Origin of the sequence: Afipia sp. 1NLS2, from assembly GCF_000178995.1 — a bacterium.
Classification (GTDB): Bacteria; Pseudomonadota; Alphaproteobacteria; order Rhizobiales; family Xanthobacteraceae; genus Afipia.
On sequence record NZ_ADVZ01000001.1, the window covers coordinates 883,969 to 907,644 of the forward strand.

19 protein-coding genes and 1 pseudogene are annotated in these 23,676 nt (G+C 58.3%); 13 read left to right on the forward strand and 7 right to left on the reverse strand.

Going from position 1 to position 23,676, the window contains the following annotated elements; all coding sequences use genetic code 11:
- Positions 1-438: 438 nt before the first annotated feature.
- Positions 439-1,221: a COG4705 family protein gene (locus AFIDRAFT_RS04285; RefSeq protein ID WP_009337908.1), complete on the reverse strand. Its 783-nt coding sequence runs from the start codon at positions 1,219-1,221 to the stop codon at positions 439-441.
- 388 nt (positions 1,222-1,609) lie between these two features.
- Between AFIDRAFT_RS04285 and AFIDRAFT_RS04290 the strand changes: the two genes are divergently transcribed.
- The 3 genes from AFIDRAFT_RS04290 to AFIDRAFT_RS04295 all read left to right on the forward strand — a co-directional run bounded on the left by AFIDRAFT_RS04290 (position 1,610) and on the right by AFIDRAFT_RS04295 (position 4,869).
- Positions 1,610-2,266, forward strand: coding sequence for a response regulator transcription factor (locus AFIDRAFT_RS04290; protein ID WP_009337909.1), 657 nt, complete (start codon positions 1,610-1,612; stop codon positions 2,264-2,266).
- A gap of 442 nt (positions 2,267-2,708) precedes the next feature.
- Entirely contained in the window at positions 2,709-3,011 is a 303-nt protein-coding gene (locus AFIDRAFT_RS19705) for a hypothetical protein (protein ID WP_009337910.1), read from the forward strand.
- Positions 3,012-3,267: 256 nt separating this feature from the next.
- On the forward strand, positions 3,268-4,869 hold the full coding sequence (locus AFIDRAFT_RS04295; protein ID WP_245258109.1) for a glycosyltransferase family 39 protein: 1,602 nt from the start codon (positions 3,268-3,270) through the stop codon (positions 4,867-4,869).
- Between the two features lie 297 nt (positions 4,870-5,166).
- On the opposite strand, the gene AFIDRAFT_RS04300 is transcribed toward AFIDRAFT_RS04295, so the two are convergent.
- From AFIDRAFT_RS04300 to AFIDRAFT_RS04310, 3 genes are all read right to left on the reverse strand, one after another.
- Positions 5,167-6,465 carry an ATP-binding protein gene (locus AFIDRAFT_RS04300; RefSeq protein WP_009337913.1) on the reverse strand — a complete coding sequence of 433 codons (1,299 nt, stop codon included), beginning with the start codon at positions 6,463-6,465 and terminating at the stop codon, positions 5,167-5,169.
- Positions 6,462-7,127: a response regulator gene (locus AFIDRAFT_RS04305; protein WP_009337914.1), complete on the reverse strand. Its 666-nt coding sequence runs from the start codon at positions 7,125-7,127 to the stop codon at positions 6,462-6,464. Before AFIDRAFT_RS04305 ends, AFIDRAFT_RS04300 begins: the two co-directional genes overlap by 4 nt.
- A 220-nt stretch (positions 7,128-7,347) precedes the next feature.
- On the reverse strand, positions 7,348-8,235 hold the full coding sequence (locus AFIDRAFT_RS04310) for a MurR/RpiR family transcriptional regulator (protein WP_245258144.1): 888 nt from the start codon (positions 8,233-8,235) through the stop codon (positions 7,348-7,350).
- Between the two features lie 99 nt (positions 8,236-8,334).
- Between AFIDRAFT_RS04310 and AFIDRAFT_RS04315 the strand changes: the two genes are divergently transcribed.
- The 6 genes and pseudogenes from AFIDRAFT_RS04315 to AFIDRAFT_RS20155 form a co-directional block, all read left to right on the forward strand.
- Positions 8,335-9,096, forward strand: a complete 762-nt coding sequence (locus AFIDRAFT_RS04315) for a COG4280 domain-containing protein (protein WP_009337916.1) — start codon at positions 8,335-8,337, stop codon at positions 9,094-9,096.
- Entirely contained in the window at positions 9,093-9,308 is a 216-nt protein-coding gene (locus tag AFIDRAFT_RS04320; RefSeq protein ID WP_009337917.1) for a hypothetical protein, read from the forward strand. The genes AFIDRAFT_RS04315 and AFIDRAFT_RS04320 overlap by 4 nt, the downstream gene beginning before the upstream one ends.
- Before the next feature lie 298 nt (positions 9,309-9,606).
- On the forward strand, positions 9,607-9,861 hold the full coding sequence (locus AFIDRAFT_RS04325; RefSeq protein ID WP_245258110.1) for a hypothetical protein: 255 nt from the start codon (positions 9,607-9,609) through the stop codon (positions 9,859-9,861).
- A gap of 100 nt (positions 9,862-9,961) precedes the next feature.
- Positions 9,962-10,279 (forward strand): YMGG-like glycine zipper-containing protein, encoded by a 318-nt coding sequence (locus AFIDRAFT_RS04330; protein WP_009337919.1) that lies wholly within the window; start codon positions 9,962-9,964, stop codon positions 10,277-10,279.
- A 504-nt stretch (positions 10,280-10,783) separates the two neighbouring features.
- Complete coding sequence (locus AFIDRAFT_RS04335; RefSeq protein WP_009337920.1) at positions 10,784-13,309, forward strand: caspase family protein; 2,526 nt, start codon at positions 10,784-10,786, stop codon at positions 13,307-13,309.
- Between the two features lie 64 nt (positions 13,310-13,373).
- Positions 13,374-13,558 (forward strand): annotated as a pseudogene (locus AFIDRAFT_RS20155) (Mu transposase domain-containing protein); the annotation flags it as partial.
- Positions 13,559-13,636: 78 nt separating this feature from the next.
- On the opposite strand, the gene AFIDRAFT_RS04345 reads toward AFIDRAFT_RS20155, so the two are convergent.
- Positions 13,637-14,203 carry a hypothetical protein gene (locus tag AFIDRAFT_RS04345; protein ID WP_245258111.1) on the reverse strand — a complete coding sequence of 189 codons (567 nt, stop codon included), beginning with the start codon at positions 14,201-14,203 and terminating at the stop codon, positions 13,637-13,639.
- A 25-nt stretch (positions 14,204-14,228) separates the two neighbouring features.
- Between AFIDRAFT_RS04345 and AFIDRAFT_RS04350 the strand changes: the two genes are divergently transcribed.
- From AFIDRAFT_RS04350 to mdoH, 4 genes are all read left to right on the forward strand, one after another.
- A complete protein-coding gene (locus tag AFIDRAFT_RS04350; RefSeq protein ID WP_198007798.1) occupies positions 14,229-14,555 on the forward strand; it encodes a PilZ domain-containing protein in 327 nt (108 codons plus the stop codon).
- Positions 14,556-15,045: 490 nt separating this feature from the next.
- Entirely contained in the window at positions 15,046-16,014 is a 969-nt protein-coding gene (locus AFIDRAFT_RS04360; RefSeq protein ID WP_198007799.1) for a GGDEF domain-containing protein, read from the forward strand.
- A gap of 881 nt (positions 16,015-16,895) precedes the next feature.
- Positions 16,896-18,407 carry a glucan biosynthesis protein G gene (locus tag AFIDRAFT_RS04365; RefSeq protein ID WP_040297797.1) on the forward strand — a complete coding sequence of 504 codons (1,512 nt, stop codon included), beginning with the start codon at positions 16,896-16,898 and terminating at the stop codon, positions 18,405-18,407.
- A complete protein-coding gene (gene mdoH / locus AFIDRAFT_RS04370; protein ID WP_009337925.1) occupies positions 18,395-20,548 on the forward strand; it encodes a glucans biosynthesis glucosyltransferase MdoH in 2,154 nt (717 codons plus the stop codon). Before AFIDRAFT_RS04365 ends, mdoH begins: the two co-directional genes overlap by 13 nt.
- Before the next feature lie 476 nt (positions 20,549-21,024).
- Here the strand turns inward: mdoH and AFIDRAFT_RS04375 are convergent, their stop codons facing one another.
- Positions 21,025-22,233: a sensor histidine kinase gene (locus AFIDRAFT_RS04375; protein ID WP_009337926.1), complete on the reverse strand. Its 1,209-nt coding sequence runs from the start codon at positions 22,231-22,233 to the stop codon at positions 21,025-21,027.
- 169 nt (positions 22,234-22,402) lie between these two features.
- Complete coding sequence (gene dmeF / locus AFIDRAFT_RS04380) at positions 22,403-23,668, reverse strand: CDF family Co(II)/Ni(II) efflux transporter DmeF (RefSeq protein ID WP_009337927.1); 1,266 nt, start codon at positions 23,666-23,668, stop codon at positions 22,403-22,405.
- Positions 23,669-23,676 lie beyond the last annotated feature (8 nt).

Sequence of the window (23,676 nt, forward strand, 5' to 3'; positions counted from 1 at the left end):
CGGAAACACGGCACGTCAAACACAAATGTATCTTGATGGAGGATCCGGTACTTTGCCGCGAGTTCGATGTTGCTGAGGCCGAAGGCAGCCGGCCCGTTCGAAGGAAAATCGAAGCCGACGGGCAGCGTTGCTGTGAGTTGCAAGTTGGGGGCCGCGCCGTAGTTGAAGTCGATGCCGCTCGCTCCCGCAAGATCACCCTTTGAACGGGCTCCCTTGTTGAAAGTGTAGATTTCATAGTGGCGATACTCGGTCGGCTCTGGATCGTCGGATTGATAGGGCGGCCCGGCTATCGCCGGAACGAGACACGTGACCGTCAGCCCCGCAGCGAGGGCGGCGGAACTGATCCGCCGCCCCATGTGTCTTCTTGGAGCTCTCCTCACAATGTCCGCAGACGCCCATCTTGTGTCGGTGCGAGGCAGCATATCGTTTCGTCCATGATCATGCCGGGTGCCGGCCGGCGCGCTGAGGCAACAGCAAGATGAGGCCAATGATGATTGCCGCCAGCATTGCCGAAGCAAGCGGCCTGCTCAAGTCGAGACCGCCGTGGCTGATCGGTTTATCGAGGAAGTCACCTACGGTCGCCCCGAGCGGTCGCGTTAAAATAAAGGCCGCCCAGAACAAGAGCACGCGCGATACGTTCGTCCAGTAATAGAGCGCGGCGGTGACGGCCAGTGCCGCACCGAAAACGAGCGCGCCGCCCTGATAGCCTAGCCCGCCAGTATCAGCGAGCCAATCGCCGAGGGCAGTGCCGAGCGTCTGGGAAAAGGTGATCGTCACCCAATAGAAGATTTCGACTTTTGGCGTTGCGACGGTCATGACGTCCACGGAGCCCATGGCAAAATACCAGATCGCAAGAGAAGCTAGGACGAGACAAAAGAGGATCGACGCACCACCGGTGTAACCGATCCCCAGGGAGCGATCGAAGAAATCCGCCATGGCCGTGCCGACGGTCGTCGACGCCACGATGGCGATCCAGTAGACCCAGGCGTTGAATTTCTTCGTGGAGATCTGAGCCGCAACTGCGGCAATGAAGATGGCAAGGAATATTCCGGTGCCGATCAGATATCCGCCGTTGTGTGCATTCTTGTCAGCGTGGAAAACAGTCATTGTGAGCGCATCGCCGCCGGTTTCCCCGAGCGTCGTCGCAAGAATTTTGATGATCCAGAACCCGAGTGTGACTGCGGGGACCTTGCTCAAGCTTTCAGAGAGTTCAGTTTTCATGAGAGATGCCTCAATTGGTATCGTTGTTTCCAAACACGCGCGCGTCGTCTCAGCTTGGTCCGTTACACTCGATTCATAACAGCGACGAGACGGTTGATGGCGCTTCGGAAGGTTTCCTGGACCGGACTCGGTTCAGGCCACTAAAAGGTCTATGTCGGATAACTCCGCCGAATTAGGGAAAACTTAGATGCTGAGCGATGGATCAAGAAATTGAAGCCATCGGAGCTAAGGCGTCGCTAATTGTTCGATGGACTTATATGAAACCATTTCCGAACGCTGAGGCGGAGACCATCCCCGAAGCGAAAGGAGTGCAGCCGCTGAAACAAGCCGATTTGGTTTCACGATTGGCCGAGAGACGTTCCAGCGCACCGTCGGCACGGAGTATTTCATGCTCGTTCTTGTGGTTGGCGATCGCATGATTGGGGAGGCTACGATGCAGGCTCTCAGGGAGGCAACATATGTGGTGGATTGGGTCACGGACGGTCAAACCGCGATCGAAGCCGCGCGTGCAAAAGCCTACGATCTTGCGTTGCTCGGCCTGGGACTATCAGCTGCGAAGGGTACCGAGGTGCTGCGCGAATTCCGGAAGTTGAACGCTCAGTTGCCCGTCATCGTCGTGACCACGCGTGACGGGGTTGACGATCGAATCCACGCGCTCGATCTCGGCGCCGCCGATTGCCTCGTCATGCCTTTCGACATCCGAGAACTCCTGGCGCGCATGCGGGCCATCCTGCGACACAAGGGCAACGGCAATCCACTAATCTTGACCAATGGCCTGATAAGCCTGAACCCGGCAACTCACGAAGTCGTTCACAACGGCGCCAGGGTATACCTGACGGCACGCGAGTCCGCTCTTCTTCAGGCTCTCATGCTCCGTCCAGGAGCAATTTTGTCGCGCACCGACCTTGAACGACACATCTACGGCTGGAATGAGAGGATCGCGAGTAACGCCGTCGAGTTCTTGATCCACGCGATCCGCAGGAAGCTCGGAACATCGTCTATTCGCAACGTAAGAGGTCTTGGCTGGATGGTCGATGGAATATAACCATTCCTTGTTGCGCGGGCGGATTTAAGAGCCACCTGTCGCCATCGTTAGAGCGACGCTTGCGACGGGTGAGCGCCTCCGCAAATGAGCGTCGATGAGGCGATCTCGCGACGCGCGCACCGCAGGTGCGGACAAACCAATGACCCCTGCCTGATTTTGCCAGTGATGGGATCGGCATCGCCGTTTACGCAGAGCCATGGGCAATTACTCCATGCGTCAACGCTATCGTATGCGCTCCTGAAATCTTCGGCGAACATACAGCTCAATCCTGGTCGGCGGAGTCTATCGAAAATCGTTCGGCGGAGCCCTGCACTAATTCGGAGCTAAGTTTCGAGGGACATCAGTGACTGATCTGTTGAGGCGATTATCGCTCGAGGCCGGCGGTACATGTGATGGACGGAGCGCAGGCCGGAGCTATTCGCGATACGATAGGAGAATATAAATGCAACGGGTTCTGCGGATTGCTCTTGTTTTGGCGACGTTACCACTGGTCACTGTCTTTGCACCCCCGGCGCACGCCGGCGAAGACGATGGTGGAATAGCGGCCGGGGTCATTGGCGGCTTGGCGGCAGGAGCATTGCTTGGTGCAGCGGCAGCCGGCCCACACTACGAATACGACGATCCTCCTGCAGAAATCTATGTGACGCCGGAGCAAGAATCAGAATGCCATTGGGTCCGCGGCCGCGCCTACTGGGACGACGATAGCGACCGATGGGTCTACCCACGCGTCAGGATCTGCCATTGATCTCGATCCGACTGAGTCGCCGCTATCTCATCGGACGACGAGGCCGGCGCGATCGAACTGACGCGGAGTCCGAATTGACCGCTCGCGCAGCTTCAGACTGAGTCCACGATCGCGGAAATACGATCGTGCGATCTGTGTCGTTTGCAAATGCAAGGCTGCCTCTGCCGGGTGCAAAGACACTGATCTGACCTTCTGCCGGCAATGGTCTCGGTAAATCTCTGAACCCATCGTCGTCCCTCCCTTAATGTTGGCACCCTTGCGCGAAGATCCCCCAGACAATTTGTTATATCAATCGAACCTAGCGATCTCGTATCCGTCGGATCGCTACGCCACAGCCTGGCGTCGCAATATCATGCTTTGGCTTGATGGAGTTGAACCAGGTTGGGCTATTCCTGCGTTCTTGGTCGGCTTTGTTGCTATTTGGACCCTGACGCTTGTGCTGGCATACTGGAATGCCGGTCTGCACCCGGATGTGTTGGAGACTTGGTCGGTGGGTCGAGATTGGGCCTGGGGAAACGCCAAGCATCCGCCGCTGATGGGTTGGGTGGTCCACGGCTGGACCTTAATTTTTCCCAAGGCCGACTGGTCCTTCCAGCTTCTGGCAACGGTGAACGCGGCTGTCGCGCTGTGGTCGGTGGACTTGATCGCAAGGCGGTTCGTGCGGGGCGACAAGCGGCTCATTGTTCTCTTATTATTGTTTCTACTCCCGGCCTACGATTTTCACGCGCAACGCTTCAATGCCAACAGCGTCCTGCTTGCGGCGTGGCCTCTGGCAACCTACGCATTCCTTCGGTCATTTGAGAAGCGCGATATATTTTGGTCAGTGCTGGCGGGGCTGCTCGGCGCTCTGGCCATGCTCGGCAAATACTATTCCGTATTTCTGCTTGCCGGCTTCTGTTTTGCGGCGCTCTGCCATCCGCGCCGTGCGCAATATTTCGGCTCAAAAGCGCCCTGGATTTCGATTGTCGCCGGGTTGATCGCTCTATCGCCTCACATTCTTTGGCTGCGGACCCATGGTGAACCGTCTTTCCATTACGCGCTCGATCACGCCGGACTTCCGTTCTCCGAGTCCGTATCCGATGTGGCGAAATTTTTCCTCGGAATCGCCGGTTTCATGATCTTGCCGACGATTGTGTGGATCGCAATGATTCGCTTCCGTTGGCACGAATGGCTGCACGATCTCGCCAACTTGGATGAATCGCTATGGTTGCTGGCCATGATATTCGTTGGAACCGTGCTGCTCGCGGGTACGACCGCTCTCGCATTTTCAAGTAGCCTCCCTGGGATTTGGCACCTTCAGGCGTTGTTCATGCCTGTCGTGGTTGCGGTCTGCGCCACACGTTTTCCTGTCGACCGGGTAGATACGACGAACCTTGCCGCGATCGTGCTTTCCCTGCTGCTTATTTTCCTCGTCGGCTCGCCCTTCCATGCGCTTTACCGGAATTGGCATCCCTTCAAGGAGGGGCGCAACTACTATCAAGAAGCAGCCACCGTCGTGACGCAGCGTTGGCGTGCCGCCTTCGGCGTACCTCTATCTCGCGTTGGCGGGGACGACGGGCTGATTTATGCAACGGCTTTTTACAGTGCTGATCACCCGCGTTACAATCGGCCCCTCGAAACGCCGGATGCGCCTATGGTCAGTGATGGATGGACCGCTTTATGTTTCCGCGACGATCCAGTCTGCATGAGTTGGATGAAACAGACCCGCCAGCGCATTGGTCGTGGGTCTTGCCTGGAATTTCAGGCGACCACGCGACTCTGGGGGTATCCGGGACCGTCTCGAAAGGTTGCAGCGATGCTAGTGCCGCCTCTCTCGGCCAAGACCAAACAAGCTGCGATGTCAGGATGCAAATTTTGATCGTGAGCAGGAGCTGAACCGCTGTACGACACTCAAAACATCAAACAACGTGTTTTGAATTAGATGCTTTAGCGACGTACGCGCGCCAAAGTGATCCAGACGCTGGAATTCGAATAATGTCGGTTGTCAAGGGATCGATTGTCCGAGCCTACGGAGGCAACCCGCCAGTAGCGAAATTGGCGGCTCGATCTTCCGCTTGTCTAAGCGAGAAGGACTGCTGCGACATGATCCGGCGAGTTCAGTCAACGTTACTCGAAACGCTGTGGCACTCGAGAACTATAAGCGAGCTGCGCTGTGTCAAGAAACGGAGCCTGATACGCGCGCGATCAATCCTTGGCGATCCGGGCCGTTGACGATCTCGATTTGAAAGCCATGACATCTGGCCACAGAGGCTGCGATTGCCAGACCTAAACCGCTACCTTCAACGTCCAACGGCGCGGCTCGGAAGAAGCGGTCGAACAGGCGCGGAATATCAGCCTCCGCCACGCCCGACCCGGTATCCGTCACCTCGACGACGAACCTGCCGTTCAGCCGCCGAATAGAGACGTTCACGACACCGCCTTTCGGCGTATAGCGAACCGCATTGTCGATCAGGTTGCCGAAAAGAAGCGCAAGATCGCTGCGTGAGCCCACGATCGATACCGGGTCGGATTGCACGATGCCGAGATCCACGCCCTTGGATTCGGCTATCGTAATCACATCGGCGACGCATTGCGTAACGACGTTCGAAAGCTCGATGACTTCTCGTGTCGAGGCGTTCTCTGGTTCGTCAGAACGCGCAAGACGGAGTAATTGCTCGACCAATCGACGCGCGCGCGCCAAGCCATCTCGTAGTTTCGTGGTTGACGCTGGGTCGGTGTCATTGTGCCGTGCATCCAGATTGTCGACCTGAATTTGAAGAGCGGTCAACGGCGTGCGAAGCTCATGAGCTGCATCGGCGACAAAACGCTTCTGTTGGTCCAAGGCGTCGCGCAGCCGGTTGGTGAGCCCATTCATCGCCTCGACCAACGGTACGATTTCGGCCGGCACGTCTGCTATTGGTACGGGCGCTCGACTGTCGAGGCTTTTCCCAGCGATATTCTCTGCGAGGCGCTGCAATCGGCCGGTCAATTGCCCGACGGACCATCCGACAACCAGCCAAGCCAACGGAATAAGGATCAGGATTGGGATCCCTGCCTGGATTGCCGCCGAAGCCGCTATTTCCCGACGAACCTCCATCTGTTGCGCGATTTGCACCGTTCGATCGGCATCTCGCGCCTGATACACACGCCAAGATACTCCCCCTGCGTCGATGGTCGCAAAACCTGCCGAATTCAGGCGCGGAACCGAAGGTGCGTTCGGCGTTCGGCGCAAAAGCGCTCCGGCGCGGGACCACACCTCGATAACAAGTTCATCCTCGGGATCCTGTGGCTCAGTTGGCGCAGGCGTTAACATCACGTTGTCGCCGACGTTGATGGCGATCTGCCGGAGTTGGCCGTCAAGAAAGTCAGCCACTTCCTGTTGCGCGATCACGTATGCGGCGATGAACGCGACTGCTCCTACAATCGTCAAGACGGTCGTCATCCAGATCAGCGCGGCCCGTCGTATTGAGATCATCGCTCGCTCCGCGGGATCATCCATCCGGCGCCGCGGACATTGCGGACGACGTCCTTATCGAATTTCTTCCGTATCGAGTGAATGAGGAAGTCGATCGCATTGCTCTCGACCTCCTCGCCCCAGCCATAAATGCGCTCCTCGATGCGCGATCGTGACAAGATTGCGCCGGGTCTCTCGGCCAGGGCGTGCATCAGCGCGAATTCACGCGCCGGAAGCACGGCCGTTGTCCCACGATAGGTCGCTTCGTGGCTTTCGAGATCCAGCGTGACATCACCGGCAATCAAGATGGATTGAGCGGCGCCGGCATGGCGGCGCAACACCGCCCGCATCCGCGCCAGAAGCTCGCGCATTTCGAACGGCTTCACGATATAATCGTCAGCACCGACATCCAGGCCGATGATCCGATCATCGACGCCATCGCGTGCGGTGATGATGAGGACAGGAGTGGAATTACCTGCCCGTCGTGCATCCTTCAGCAAATCGACGCCCGATCGACCAGGTAAGCCGATATCCAGTAAAACGAGTCCATGGCCGCCATTGGCCAGAGCGTCCTCGCCATCGGCTCCGGTGCGAACCCAGTCGACCGTCATTCCTTCACGCTTCAGCGCCGCGATCAGACTGTCGCCGATCATACGGTCGTCTTCGATCAAAAGAACACGCATTTCATCTCCGGACCGCGCGAACACGCGTGCGATAGCATATCTTCGAAGATCCTTTGCATCGTCGCCGACATGCATGGATAACGTGGCGGAAGGTGAAACTGCAATCGTCCATCGATCATTGGGTGAACAATTCTAGGATCGCTGGGTTAGCCGGAAATGAGCGAAATCATCAGCCGCCGATTCTGCTGAGCGGACATCTCCCGACCACGAGGCACATCCTTCAGCGAGTTTGCGAGCCTGGCATCGGCAAATGCGCACCTTTTCCGGCCAGTCTTTCGCGCAATTGGTTTAAATTTTTCAGGCCGGCGAGCGTTTGACGCGGCCTTGTTGTCGCGACCCCGACCAGAAGCGTCTCGATCAGCCCGAGCGTGGCCGTATGCATGCTCAGCAAATCAGCGCGCCCTCGTGCCACGGGCAAAACGAGATCGACGCGGCGCCGCAGCCTGCCAGCAAGGGTATCCGTCAGGAGCAGCGACGCCAGCCGGCGCCGTTGGATCTCCTCGAGGAGGACTGCCAGTTCCGCATAGACGCGCCCGTAGGCCAGGATGACGACGAGATCGCCATCGCGCAGCTTCCGCAAGTCATCGGCGAAAAGCAGGCCTGTGTTGGTCAGACTCCCGGCATCCAAACCAAAGCGCCCAAGCTGGATGACGAGATAGGCCGCCATGGCGCTCGACGGCCCAAGGCCGAAGACCAGAACGCGCCGCGCTTTGGTGATGCTGCTTACCGCCCTCTTAAACTGATCGGCGGTGATGGTGCGACGGAGGCTTTCGAGCGATCGAAGATGAATCTCGAGCGTCATCTCGAACGCGTTAGAAAGATTTGGACCGACCTCGTTGAGCGTTCGCGTCAACCGCTCGGCCGGAGTGATCAAACTACGCAACTCGCCGGCGAGGGTGCGGCGTAGGTCGTCGAGCCCGGTAAAGCCAAGTGCTTTTGCTGCCCGCACAATCGTGGCGTCGCTGGTCTTCGCCTTGGCAGCCAATGCGGCTGCCGAAGCGATCAGCACTTCCTCCCGATTCTCCTGAAAGAACCGGATCACGCGCTGCTCCGCAGGGCTCATCCGCTCGAAACGGTCTGCAACTCGTTTATCAAACGTGATCGTCACGTCGGTCAACTTTCTTGGGCCAGCTTCCTTGAAACCGTCATAATTACTACGAGAATTATACCATAACGTCGTAAATACTACAAAGCCGTGAGGTGTTGAATGGATGCGGCAACCTGGAGTGTTGCAGCGCCGGCTATCGGCTCCGCGTTCCTCGCCTCGCTCGTTGAGGTGGTGGAGGCGTTCACGATCGTCCTGGCCGTTGGCACGTTGCGCGGTTGGCGACCGGCAGCCCTCGGTACGCTTTCGGCTCTCGCCGTACTCGGCCTCGCGGTCGTGCTTCTCGGCCCGTTGCTGGGCCGCGTCCCGATCCAGCTTCTCCAGCTTGTCATCGGTGTGCTCCTCCTTCTGTTCGGCATGGGATGGCTGCGCAAAGCGACCCTGCGGGCGGCCGGCGTCATCGCCCTGCACAACGAGGACGCCATTTTCACATCCGAGTCGGCTCAATTGTCCAAGACTGCCGATCAGCGACGAGCCTCGCTCGATTGGATCGCAGGTCTGACGGCATTCAAGGCGGTGCTGCTCGAAGGACTTGAGGTTGCATTCATCGTCATAGCGGTTGGTGCGGGTCGTGGTTTGCTGTGGCCCGCCGCATTGGGCGCCCTCGCGGCCTGCCTAGCGGTCCTGACAGTGGGTGTCGCCGTTCACAAACCGCTGGCGAAGGTCCCCGAGAACACCCTGAAATTCGGTGTCGGAGTCATGCTGTCGGCCTTCGGCATTTTCTGGACGGGCGAGGGCCTGGGCATTGATTGGCCCGGTCACGACATCGCCCTGATTGCCTTTGCGGCGCTGTTCTTGGTTGTCGCTCACGCAACGGCAGCTACGCTTCGACGCGTCCACCCGCGCCCGGTGACCGCACGATGAGTATTCTCGTCGATGTTGCCAAGGAGCTTCTCGGCATGTTCCTCGCCGACGCGAGGCTTGCTACAGCGACGCTGCTACTGGTCGCGATCGTGGCTGCTCTGCTCGCGGGACATGTCGAGCCGCTTTTGGGCGGTGCCGTTCTTCTCCTTGGGTGTCTCGCACTTCTGGTCGAAGCAACCGTCCGTGAGGCCAGACATCGAAGTATTTCATGAAGATGGTGACGAGCGCTTGGCCAAAGCGCGTACCAGGACAGCGACGGGTGATCGTCCATCCAATGTTGATGCATTGCTCTGTTGATCGAATCGAAGATCTGCTGGCCAATGTTTCGGCTGGCCCTGAGGGCGCTATCGAAAGCTCCCAGCTTTCCCACATTTTACCACGATCGAACCGTAATCCATTCAACCATGGTTCATTCGGCACGCTCTATGCTGCACTTAGCAACCGATGGAGGCTTCAATGCGAAAGATGTTTCTGGTTGTTACGTGTGCTGCGGCCCTGGGTGGCCTGCCCATGACAGCCGCCAATGCGATGCCGGTCGCTCCGGCGCTGCCCACAGCATCCAATGTGGATCAGGTTCGTTGGGTTTGTAATGAATGGGGCCGCTGCTGGTGGAGTCGGGATTACGATCGCGCTTACCGCTACTATCGTGACGACGACGATGACTGGCGTTGGCGCCGCTACCGGCATGGGAATGGCTATTACGGCTGGCCACATGATCGGGGGTGGCATGGCGGCTGGCATCGTCGCTGGAACGATGACGATTGATGTGCCGATAAGCAAGTATTCACCGGACAATCAGATACTTTCATCATTCTCTGGCACGGCAGCGTAGCCGTCGTGCCCCACCATCGTAGGGGCTCCATTCATGGCTAATCTGAAGACCACAGCGTTTATCGCCCTGCTCGGGGCAGTCCTGGCGGGCTGCGCGCAGACCTATGGAGAGCAGCGCACCGCTACTGGCGCCGTTCTGGGCGGGGCCACGGGCGCACTCCTTGGTCAGGCCATTGGCGGAAATACTGGAAGTACGCTCCTCGGCGCAGGTGCCGGTGCTTTGCTCGGAGCGGCCGTCGCCGATTCAACCAACCCGCGTCCAGGCGGTCCGCCAATGTGCCGCTACCGCGCCCCTGATGGACGCATCTATGTTGCCGAATGCGACGAACGCTATTACCGGGGACGGTACTGATAGCGGACGCCTCAAGTCAGGGGTGAGCCTTCCGCCTCGCTATACCGCAATGGCCCTACCGACACAAAAGCAGCGGCTATCCAACATGGAGGGGCATCGGAACAGGCCACCACACCTGCGTTCCAACGACCATACGCGTCGTTTCGGCGCTTGTTCGATTTGCTAAGTCGGCTACGGGTGGGGCGTTAGAAGCCTTTGAATCGGGTCGCCCACTCGCGCGACTTTCTAAGTTTCAGCTAAGTTGGCAAGCTTGGATTGAAGCTGGGTCGTCATCGCGTCTTAAAAATCGGCAAATGACGAACATCGCCTGACCACACTGGGTTTTCGCCCTCAGCTTGCTCAGTTGCTATGCCACGCAAAGCTGGAGAATTCCAACTTACTGATCGATTGTCTGACAGGCTACCATCAAAACCTCGCCATAATTTGGGTCACTTTCGCTCAGGGGTTGTTCATGGCCTCTTTGATAAGATGCACAGGGCATCTGCGATGATCGGAGCAAGATCCATGCGCCTCCTGGCTTGCATTGCATTCGTACTCGTCGCGTTCACATCACTGCCCCCGGCCAACGCGCAGCAAGCTGAAAAGCGCGTTGCTCTTGTCATCGGCAACGCCGCCTATCAGCCGGAAGCATTACCAACCACGGCAAACGATGCCGGCCTCATCGCCCAAACGCTACAGGCCGCCGGCTTCGACGTGGTCGGCGCGCGCGATCTCGATCAGGATACCCTGCGCCGCACATTCCGCGAGTTTCTCGACAAGGTCAGCGCGTCCGGCCCCGACACCGTCGCCTTTATCTATCTCGGCGGGTATGGCGTGCAGCTCGAGGGTGAGAATTACTTCGTGCCGATCGATGCAAAGCTCGCGCGCGATACCGACGTGCCGTTGGAAGCCTTGCGGCTATCGGACTACATCCGGCCGCTGGCGGCGCTGAACATCAAAGCGGGCATCGTCGTCCTCGATGCCGCGCGCGCGAACCCGTTCGCCCAATCGGGCCAGCCGTTGGCCAGCGGTCTCGCTCTGGTGGAGCCGGAGCCGCACATGTTGATCGCCTTCAACGCGACGCCCGGCACCGTGGCTCCGAAGGAGCAGGGACCGTATGGCGCCTATGCTCAGGCCCTTGCGGAAATGATCCGCACCGGCGGCCTGCCGCTTGCCGAGGTGTTCGATCGGACCCGTCTGCGCGTCAATGAAACAACTAAGGGCGGCGAAGTCCCCTGGGACACGTCGAAGGTCGAAGCGCCGGTGATGTTCTTCGATCGCGCACCCGACGCACCGCCGCCTGCGGCATCCACCGCGCAGACCGCAACGATGCGCACCAAGCCGATCCGCGATCTCGACGCGCAGGATGCTTATGTCGCCGCTCTCGATCGCGACACGTTACGAGGCTATCTCGACTTCCTCGCCGCCTATCCCGACGACCCGATGGCGAGACGGGTTCGCGCCATCGTCGCCGCGCGCCGGGAAGCGATCACCTGGAGGCACACGCGGAATGTAGATACGCCGCAGGCCTATTGGTCGTATCTGCGCCGCTATCCGCGCGGCCCGCATGTCGCCGACGCCCATCGCCGCCTCGCGTATCTCGCCGCGGCATTCGAGCCTCCGCCGACCTTTGCGGCAATCAGCTATGATGTGCCGCCGCCGCCCGAGGACGAGGTGGTGTATTTCCGTCAGCCGATGCTTGTTTTTGACGATCCGGATTACGATTTCGCGCCGCCACCGCCGCCACCGGTCTTTTTCCTGCCGCCGCCGCCACCGGACTTCGTCGTGCTGGCGCCACCGCCCCCCGTCTTCGCGGCGTTTGTCCTGCCGGTCCCCGATTACGTGCCGATGCCGGTATATTACAGCCCGCCGCCATACATCGCGCCGCCGCCGCAGAACATCATCTACAACAACATTCACAACACCGTCGTGATCAACAACACCACCAACATGGTTACGATCACCAGGCCGGGCGGCCAGGCACAGACGGTCACGCCGGTGCAGGCGCTTGCTCCGCAACCGGCCGCTACGAACCCGACGGCAACCTCTCCTGCCGCGCCGCCACCGGGACTGCATGCGACGCCGAATATGCCGAGCGTCGCGGCCGCTCCCTCGCATGGAGCCGCTGTCGGGATCGCGGCGGCAGGTGCCGCAGTCGCCGGCGCCGCTTTGCTGGCGCCGTCGTTGCCGAAAACAGTGGCGAAAAAGGCGGCGATGACCATGCCGCAGCACAGTCCGCCAACACCCGCGCAGCAGACCAAGCCCCTGATGCCAGGACCACAACCTACGATCAAGCAGCCCGGCCAACTGCCCACCCCGTCGGGCCAACAGGTGCCTGCTTCACTGGATCGCAAAGCGGCTACATCTCCATTGCCGGGCACTCCCGGCGGACAACCGCTGCCGTCAACAAATGGTAAACCGCAAACCCCGCTTGCACCGACCGGCGGCAAACCACCGGTGCAGCCGTTATCTGGCGCCGCGGGCTCACATTCAGCGCCTCCGGCGAGCGCCACAATGCCGTCCTCGACTCAGCCTCCGCATCCGCAGGCGCAGCATGGGACACTGCCGCCACCGGCTGTGCCATCCTTGCAATCGGGCAGCAAAACTGCCGTCCAGCCATTGCCCAGTCAGCGCGGTCGGCCGGCTCCGACAGTCCAGCATCTTCAGCAAGGACTGCGTCCGGTAACAACCATGTCGCCACGCATTGTGCGCCCGGCTCCGCCTCCAACGGCGCACGTCGTCTCACCGCCGAATGCGCGGGTGGCGCCGCGACCCGCGCAGATGGCACGCCCCGCTCCGCCGCCCGCCGTCCGCCCTATCCCACCGCGAGCGGCGGTTGCACGGCCGGCGCCTCCGCCGATGGCGCGGCCGGCTCCTCCACAACCGCCTCAAATGTCGCGCCCTGTTCCGCCGGCCGTTGTGCGCACGGCTCCGCATCCAGTTGCGGTTGCACGACCAGTCGTTCGTCCTCCGCCACCACCCGCGGCCCGTCCGGCACCGCAAGCCGCCAAGCGTTGCGTCCAACCAAACGGACAGCCCTGTAAACGGTAAGGTGATCTTCGATCTGATACGACAGAGTTAGCCGAAACCCGGTCGAGGCGACCAAACAGGTGGGTGCGAAAAGCGGGCTGCGCGGGGCTCGTCGACCATACTGGTGCGCTGCCGCACCGTGTCAACGACTACTCCGCGTCGACCAGTTACGGCTTCCAGGAGGTGACGGTTAAGGACTTTGTCGATGAGGTTGTCATCCTGGGCGGCTGCGAGAAGATCGCCCAGCATCAGCGCTCCGATGGTTCGGGCACCAGGCCGTAGCACAAATGACAGACTTCCAAATATCGCAGCATCTCCCATCGTTTGGCACACTCATGACTCCTTAGACTAGAGATCGTCTGGTCCATGTATGCCGGTGCGTGCGAGATCGCGAAGCAATTTTCTGACAAATATGATGTTCATCCGCTGAAGGTGATGGTTGTTGCCGAACTTGAATTGATTCGTTTCAGAGACAAGCAGCCCATCATCCCGTTCCGCCAGTATTCCCCTTTTCTTCAGCTGGTTCGCGCGCCGCCGTATGGTTTCGATCGGAAGGTTTAGAAAGCGGGACAGCGTCGCTCGCGAGACACCCTGCTTAACCGCGTCTGGTTCAGTCGCATGGACGCTCGCGAACCGCTTATCCAAAGCGTCATCTTTCATCACGTTTAGCACGTTAGCATTCAGGATCGCATGAACGATGAGCAGATCCAGTGGATCGAAATCATAATGGCGGAATAGTTCGCTGATCGAGCATAGGACATACGCCAAGGTATGCCGTGAAACCGCTCTCACGAGATCGTCGGGCAGCGACTTCTCTTCTAAGGCCATCAACGCTTGCTCCTGCCGTTCATGCTTATAAAGCACCATGCCCAAAATGGGTAGGTCAAGTATTGTCACGACGGCAAAGCTGATCAATCAATCGGTCTCGCTTCAGTGCTTCATGATGATCCAGGATAAACGGCAAAAGCCCCGCGTTCGATTTTCAAACGGTATGAAGGTGCAGATCGTCGCATCTGACGGCGCTTGGCAGCATTCGTGCGAGATCATCGACATTTCGGAAACGGGAGCCAAGCTTTGGTTCTCCAACCTGCTCGAGATGGCGGAAATCGAGGAGTTTCTCCTTTTGCTCTCAAGCAATGGCGCAGCCGGTGTGCGCGCCTATCGGCGATGTAAAGTCAGATGGAGGATGAGCAACGAAATGGGCGTAGAATTCCTGCCAAAGGAATTGCCACCGATCAGTCGGCATTCATCCGATTCATTGAAGTAGACCGGAGCTTTGTTGCGTTCTGCAGAGTGTTTGGCGGTACTTTAATGCTGTCTGATCGGAGCGTTAGGTGAAGCGACGATGAGATTCGGCCGTGTCGCCCAAATTAGAGGAAGTTCGTCCAATGCCCGCGCACGACTCCACAAAGTGATCTGGTCTGGCCATCCTTGCCGAAAAGATCCGGGGCACGTCCGGCCAAAAGCTCACCCAACAGGTCTTTCTCGATCGCCGCCGTATGATGTGCCTCGTGCTTCATCACTGTGGCATCAAACACAAGGTTTCTGACTGTCCCCGAGAACCAGTCAAGTCGTCGTTTCCCCAAGAGGCCGATCGCGTACAAATGCACAGAGCAAGTTCATCGAGCGTTGCGCAAGCTCGACTATCGTCCCTCGAATCAAGAAGGTGGCTTAAGCAACGTCGGGAAATACTCTCAGTTCAAGCCCTGAGCTACGTTGCAGGCGCTCTCATTCTGTTGCTCTATGTGCATGCAGGGGTGATCCCGATCACTCTTCCAGCGGCATTTGTTCTTTCCGGCACTGGGCTAACGGCCATCTTTGCCGTCCTGTCGGAAATGAAGATCGGCGACAGATCCAACGATCATTTCCTTACGTTCTATCAGGCCGCGACCAATATCGCGATGCAACTTGCATTTCTGGTCGTAGCCCCAGAAATCGGCATTGTCTTCCTTAGCGTCATTTTCGTGATTTTCGCATCGGCGGGCTTGCGTATGACTGCGCGAGAGGCCGCGACGCTGTGGGTTCTTACAGGTGGCTGCGTAGCAACAATACTCTTCGTCTTGAAAACGACAATTGCCGTTCCTCTGACAACTCCAGCCGAATGGCTAGCCGGAACCAGTCTGTTCGTGACAACAATCGGTCAGTGTGCGTACTTCGGTGTCATTGGCAATTCCGTAAATCGAAAGCTTCATCAACGTACCGTCGAACTCAAGGCCGCCTATCAACAAATCGAAGAGCTTGCCCAGCTGGATGAACTAACAGGAGTACGAAACAGGCGGAACATACTAAAATGCTTAAGCGAGGAGATTGCGCGCGTTCAACGCACCAAAGCTTCTTGCTCTCTCGCCGTTATCGATCTGGATTTTTTTAAGAAGATCAACGATCAGTTCGGCCATCCAGCAGGTGATGAGGCGCTGCGCACTTTCGCGATTGCGATCTTTGCAAATATCAGGGCTATCGACAGACTGGGGCGCTATGGAGGAGAAGAGTTTCTCTTGGTTCTGCCAGACACTGCTCAGGACGAAGCAGTTCGGATGCTGGACCGGCTGCGATCGATTATCTCTGAGGTGGATTGGTCGGCAATCTCAGAAGACTTGAGATTGACCATGTCGGCTGGAATTTGCTCTATCCGACCAACGGATTCGACCGATGAGATTCTGTCTCGAGCGGACGCCGCACTTTATCAAGCAAAAGACGCTGGCCGAAATTGCGTTGTTGCGACTTAGCGCAAGCTTACATCGATGCTCAGGCTTGTTTCGCTATCGCCTTGAAGCGCATACATTCGGACATATTATCGCGATCCCCAAGCTTACATCAAAAACTCAGCAACAAACGGACGGTGCGAAAGCTCCCTGTGTCTCCCTGAAACACTATCTCGAAAACCTCCATCTCAGTAACATCATACACCAGTGGACCCGCCGATGTACCGCCCGCCGTATCCGTTCTCTACATAACCGACACAACCGACTTTCACCGGGCACGCCTACCCTGCATCTCTATCCGTGCAGGTGCGTGGGCCGCCCGTATAGTCGTGGATCGCACGGTGATCAGAGGGTGTCGCAACTCTAGATGTCCTCATGCTCAGCATTCTGAGCACATAGCGTGCAAGACCGTGCTGGCTTTTGTGCATAATATAGGGGCCTGATGAAGAAAGTAGATTTCGATTTGAAACGGACCTTGTCTACGGTCGCTGTAATCATCGGCGCCGCTGTTCCGGTAGAAATCTTCCGTCGCGGTATCTCGTAGTCGATTGAGTTCTTACTAATCGCACGCCATGATTGCCCGCCGGTTTCAACCGTCGGGAAGTCCCCGACCCATTTAGCGGGACCGTTCTTCGGCCTCCTAATCGTGAATGGGGCTTCGCTTTCCCAACCCCATTCTGGCGATACTTTTCCTTGATAGAGTTCGACCGGCTGATGCCGGCATGCAGCCTCAGGGCATGAGCACTAGCAAACGGCGAAAGTCAGCTGGCAGAGATGTTTTGGCCTTTTCAATTGCGTGGAGTATCTTGAAAGTCACGATATCCACAAACATTGCGGAGCCTTATGGAACTCCACGCCTGCGACGTCGTTTTTAACCGATCGCTGCTTAAGCTGCTGGAGCTCGTTTGAACCGTCGAAAATTTCTTTCAACCTCGGCCGCCTTGCCGGTCTTGGCACTTATTCCGCATGCGAGAGTTTCGGCTGCGTCATCGGCATCGGAACCCTTTGGCTCGTCCCGCGTACGTCAACTAGCGCGCGACGCGGCCGGCAAGGAGTTCGTGTCTCCGGATAGCAAACTTCCGGACGCGTTCAAGGATCTCGATTACGATCACTACCGTGCGATCCGCTTTCTGCCGGAACATGCCTTGTGGCATGGCGAAAAGCTGCCGTTCGAGGTGCAGTTCTTTCACCGCGGGTTCTTCTACAAGAACCGCGTTGACATCTACGAAGTCGTGGACGGACAGGCGACGAAGATTCAATACCGGCCCGATTATTTTTCATTCGGCGAGACTAAGCCACCGCCGCCTGACGCCGATCTCGGCTTTGCCGGCTTTCGAATCCACGCTCCCATCAATCGACCCGATTATTACGACGAGGTCTGCGTGTTTCTTGGCGCAAGCTATTTCCGCGCAGTCGCGAAGGGCGAAATTTACGGGCTGTCGGCTCGTGGTCTTTCGATCAATACCGGCGAAGCAAAGGGCGAGGAATTTCCGCTGTTCAAGGCGTTCTGGATCGAAAAGCCCGCGCCGAATGCGACCTCGATCGTTGTGCATGCTTTGCTCGATAGCAAGAGTGCCGCTGCATCCTACCGCTTCACCATCCGTCCGGGAGCGACGACCGTGTTCGACGTCGAGATGTCGCTCTATCCCCGCGTCGATCTTGATCACGCCGGACTTGCCCCGATGACCAGCATGTTCTTCTTCGGGCCGAACGATCGCAACGACGTCGACGATTTTCGTCCCGCGGTCCATGATTCGGATGGCCTTGCGATTTATAATGGGCAGGGCGAGCAGCTTTGGCGTCCGCTCAGCAATCCACGCGATCTCCAGATCAGCACCTTTGCCGACCTCAATCCACACGGATTTGGACTGATGCAGCGGGAGAAGAATTTCTTCGCGTATGAGGATCTGGAATCACAATTTGAGCGTCGGCCGAGTCTGTGGGTCGAGCCGATCGGAGACTGGGGAGAAGGATCCGTTCAGTTGATTGAGATTCCCACCAAAGAGGAGATCCACGACAATATCGCAGGGTTCTGGCATCCAAAATCGGCGCTGCAGTCAAAGGGGGAACATAATTTCACCTATCGTCTGCACTGGGGGCCGGATGCGCCGAAGTCCCACGCATTGGCGAGGTTTTCCCGAACCGGCATCGGAATTCGCGGTGACAACAAGCTTTTCGTATTGGACCTGATCGGAGACATTCTGAAATCGGTCGACCCCAAGAAAGTCAAAGGCGCGGTCAGCGCCGAAAAGGCGGAGATCAAGAATATCGTCACCCAACCGAATCCCGATACTGGCGGCTGGCGATTGAGCTTCGAAATGCCGATCAAGGACAAGACGCCGGTCGAACTGCGGGCTTCACTGATGCAGGACGACAAGGCCCTCTCCGAGGTCTGGGTCTACCGATGGGCACCATAGACGCACCACGCTCGCCCATCGCTAACCGCGCCAAGGATGGATACGGCTTCCTGCCTGCCGAGAATCCATTGACCATGGTTCCATCGCAGCTTTGGAGTGCTGCGCCCCCGGGCCGCGCTCGGGACAAACCGACATCAACGATGCCGTTGCGGCGTATCTACATCTTCGTCGGGACCGCAGCCATGACGCTCGCCGGCGGCTACGAGATGTATGAAGTGCTTCAGGTTGGCGGAGTTACCATCTTGGAAGGTCTGGTCCTCGGGCTGTTTGTCCTGCTGTTCGCCTGGATCGCTTTTTCGTTCGTGTCCGCGCTCGCTGGCTTCGCCGTGTTGCTCCTCCGGAAACGCGAGGTTCTGCGAATCGACACCTTAGGCCCCCTACCGACTGTCATCGGCCGAACAGCGATGCTCTTGCCGACATACAACGAGGATGCGCATCGCATCATGGCGCGTCTGCAGGCCATCTACGAATCCGTCGAAGAAACCGGAGTTGGCCATAGGTTCGACTGGTTCGTGTTGAGCGACACCACCGATCCCTCAATCTGGATCGCCGAGGAAGCGAGCTTCCTGCAACTGCGCCGGAACTGCGATACCGGCCGGTTATACTACCGCCATCGGGCCGACAACACCGCGCGGAAATCCGGCAACATTGCCGAGTGGATCGGGCGGTTCGGCGCAAGCTACGACCATATGATCATCCTCGATGCGGATAGTTTGATGTCCGGCGACACCATCGTGCGGCTGGCCGCGGCGATGGACTTTCATCCGGACGTCGCCCTCATCCAAACGCTACCCATTGTTGTCAACGCTCGCAGCCTTTTTTCGCGGCTCCAGCAATTCGCCGGCCGGCTTTACGGCCCCCTGATCGCGGCAGGAATCGCATGGTGGCACGGCTCGGACGGTAACTACTGGGGCCATAATGCCATCATCCGGGTACGTGCGTTTGCCCAGGATGCCGGGCTTCCGGAATTGCGCGGCCGCAAGCCGTTCGGCGGTCATATTTTGAGCCACGATTTTGTCGAGGCGGCGCTGATGCGGCGCGCTGGCTGGGCCATCCATATGGCGCCGACGCTTGGCGGCAGCTTTGAGGAATGCCCGCCGTCGCTGCTCGATTTCGCCGCGCGCGATCGCCGGTGGTGTCAGGGAAATCTCCAGCATCTGGCGGTATTGCCGGCACGTGGGCTGTATTGGATATCCCGACTGCACCTACTGACCGGAATCGGGTCATACCTTACTGCTCCGCTCTGGCTATTGTTCCTGTTGCTCGGGATCCTGATTTCACTGCAAGCGCAATTTGTCCGACCGGAATATTTCTCGAAAGGTTTTTCGCTGTTCCCTAAATGGCCGGCGCAGGATCCTGTTCTCGCGGCATGGGTGTTCGGGGGCACGATGGGCCTTCTGATCGTCCCGAAGATTCTGGCTTACGTTCTTCTTCTCACTCAACGCGACAATCGCCGAGCATTCGGGGGCGTGAGAGCCTTGGCTGGCATCGTGATTGAGACCTTGCTGTCCGCCCTGATCGCGCCCGTAATGATGATCTTTCAATCGACTGCGGTCGGTGAAATTCTTCTTGGACGTGACTCGGGATGGCAGGTTCAGCGTCGCGACGACGGCGGAGTGACGCCACGTGAACTCTATCGCAAATATGCCGCCCCCACGCTGTGCGGTGTCGCGATGGCTCTCAGCGCTTACGCGGTCTCCGTGCCGCTGTTCTTATGCACATCTCCGGTAATCCTTGGCCTTCTGCTCGCCATCCCGCTGGGATTTGCTACTTCGGCTGGTTCGCGACCGGGCGGGCTGTTTGCGACGCCCGAGGAAACAGCGCCACCGCACGTGCTGCTTCGGGCAAATGAACTGGCGGCTGTTCCGGGGCCTCTTCCAACGGATGCGCTATCGACGCTCCGTGGCGATCCCGCGACGCTGAAACACCATCTGGATTCGATCGCTCCCCGAGTAGGGCGCATGCGCGGCCAGATTGACCATCATCTCGCTGTCGCCCGGGCCAAGATTGATGACGCAGAGACATTTGAGGAGGCCGTCGGCTACCTGACGATGCGAGAGACCGCCGCCGTCCTTAACGACCGACCCATGCTCGAGCGTATGATGACAATGGCACTGGGCGTCACTTCAAATCTCAGGTGACACAGCTAATACTATGACATGATAAAGTGCTTACTGCGCCGGTGACGGAAAGAATCGATCTCGCGGTCGTGCAGTCAACCAACAGTCCCGCCCGCCCTTTTTCTCCCCGAATTATTGGAAAGTAATCCGATTCCGTGAGCTTTGGTTCGATCAAAATGATCTTCTGATTCATCACTCTCAGCACCGTCCGTATTCGCGCGGCCTTACCAATTAGCTATGAATCGCAGCACTGTTGGCCAAGCCGCACGACGCAATTCACGGTCACCCACGCGGCCAAGCAGAACAGGCCGGCCGAAGCCGGGACGCACTCATCGCAGCGCGGCCATCGACGACGAGGTAACGCGAGTTATCGACGTACTTGCCGATCCAGTAAGGTGCGTTCGTCTTAGGACGAGCGCGGCTCATAGACGGTGGCGTACATCGTCGGCCAGCCTGACGCTGGAATGGGTAGATGGTGGCGAAACGGGGAGCACCGGTTAACTCGCGCTCAGCTCCAATGGAAAATCAAGTTGGACGACTGTGCCGTTTGGCGTGTTGGAGGCTACCGCAATACGACCGTCGAGCTGAGCGACCAAACTCTTGATGACCTTGAAGCCCAGGCTCGCCCGTGGCTGGTCGATATCGAAATCTTGCGGAAGACCAACTCCTTGATCCGATACATCCACGTGCAGGTCGGCTCCACGCGGCTCGCCCGCTACCTTAATCTCGCCGGATCCCCCGGGGTAAGCATGCTTGGCCGAATTTGTTACGAGCTCGTTGATCAGAAGGCCCAGCGGAATCGCCTTGTCAGCAGAAATCATCAGATGGCCGAAAGCGAAGCTTACCTTATGTGCAACGGTTTCCTGCAGGTTCCTGCACAGTTCGCCCGCGAAGTCGGCGATGTCGACAAACCCGATTCTTGTGCTACGCCATAAATGATCGTGCACCTGGGCAATCGTGGTAATGCGAGAGGCAGCATCCTGAAGCGCATTCTGGACGTCTGCCGACTGCGCGTTGCGGCTTTGCACGCGGAGCAATCCAACGACGGATGCGAGGCTGTTCTTAACGCGGTGGCTCATCTCGCGCGTCAACATGGCTTGGTGATCGAGAGCCTTCTGAAGGTCCGCGTCGGCATGTTGGCGCTCGATGGCGATGCCAAGCAACCCCGCGAAGCCGGCAAGGAATTCCGCATCCGCAACATCGAATTGCCCGGAGTCCGGACTGTCGACTTCAAGGACACCAAACGGCAGAGCACCTTCGCCACCCCGCGCGATCAGAACGTTGATTGCGCGCTTTATGCCGTGATCCGACAAAAGTTTTGGCGTACGAAAGCGGGTTTCTTGATGAAGATGATTGGAAATGACCGTTCGTCCAGTTTGGAACGCGTAGCCAGCAGGGGATTCCAGGTCGATCGCAAAAGACACTTGGCCAATCGTCCCTGGCGCCCAGCCGACGCCGGCGCACACCAACAGCCGTTTGTCGTCGGCGGTATACTCCAGGACTTTGGCGAACGGGGTTTCGAGGCCTTGGGCACAAAGCTCGGTGGCCCTCTGCAGGATTTGTCCGATGTCGCGGGTCTGCAGCGCGGAACGGCCGAACTCGCCCAGCAAGGACTGTTGCCGCAGGCGGTAAGGAAGCTCTTGCCTGGTGACATCGGTCGCTGCGGTAGGGACCGATACCGACTCCTTCCCTGGCGTGGCGGGCATAACATTGTTTCCGTCAAATTGGGGGTGCGACCTCGACACCCGACGACGTAGCACGGCGCGATTGAGAAAGCAGAGATTTTAGCCCAGAACCGTGCGTGTGCGGTAAGTTGCAACGATTGCGCCAATTTGTTGAGCTGGAAGGCACGCGTGATGCAAATTTCGCATTGATCTAAGCAGAGGACACTTGGTCACTGACCTCGATCGTGAGGTGGGACAAATCACGGAACTTGCTGAGATTGCGGCGATAATATTCGGCTCCACGGTGTTTCTCGGTCGTGACGGCGACGATTGCTCCGAGGTGCCCGGGCCCCAACCGCCAGAGATGCAAATCGGTCACCCGATCTCCATCGCTCTCGATCGTCTGCCTGACCTTATCCGCCATGCGCGGGTCCGGATTGCGGTCCAGCAGGATGCCACCTGTGTCCCGCAACAGGCCGAACGACCAGTTCGCAATAACGACCGCGCCGATCAAACCGGCGAGCGGATCCATCCAAAGCCATCCGAAGGCTCGTGCGAGGAGAAGTCCGACGATCACCAACACCGAAACGGCGGCATCGGCCGCGACATGGACGATCGCCGCCCGCATATTGTTATCCCGATGATGGGCGCTCCCAGACGCTTCGTGAGCATGCTCTTCGAATCTCTCTTCGAATTCCTTGAGCCGACCGCCCTGCTCCAGACGGACCTTGGCCACGAACTCATGAGGTTCCGGAATCTCGTCGATCGATTCCAGATATCGTCCACGATCCGCGAATGTGAATGTCTCTCTACTGCCAGCAGGTCTTATGGTCTCTACGGTGACGTGCGAAGCATCCAACTGCAGACCATCCGGAAGCTGCAGTCGGAAACGCGGCGGCACACCATTTTCAAAAACCTTAAGTTCGACCACGCCGGCTCCGAGATCGATCCGGCGAACATCCTCACCGTGATCGTGTGGATGTTCGTGACCATGTGAATGACCGTGTCCGTGATGACCGCCGGACAACAACCACGCGCTTGCGAGATTAACACCAAGGCCGAGCACGGCGATCGGAATGGCCTCATTGAAACTGATGGCGACGGGGGACAGGAAACGCGATACCGCCTCATAACCGATCAGCAACGCGATCATCGCCAATATGATCGCGCTGCTGTATCCGGCGAGATCCCCGAACTTCCCGGTGCCGAAGGTGAAATTCCGGTCGTTGGCATGCTTGCGCGCATATGTATAAGCCAATGCCGCCAACAGAAGCGCGCCGGCATGGGTCGACATATGCAGACCGTCGGCGATCAGGGCCAACGATCCGAACAGTGCGCCGCCGACGATCTCCGCGATCATCATGACGCCACACAGCACGATGACCGCCCAGGTCCGGCGCGCGGCCTTGTCGTGGTCTTCTCCTAAAAATACGTGATCATGCGCGGCGAAAGGATCGAACGTTCGGTCGTCGGTCATGGCGCGTC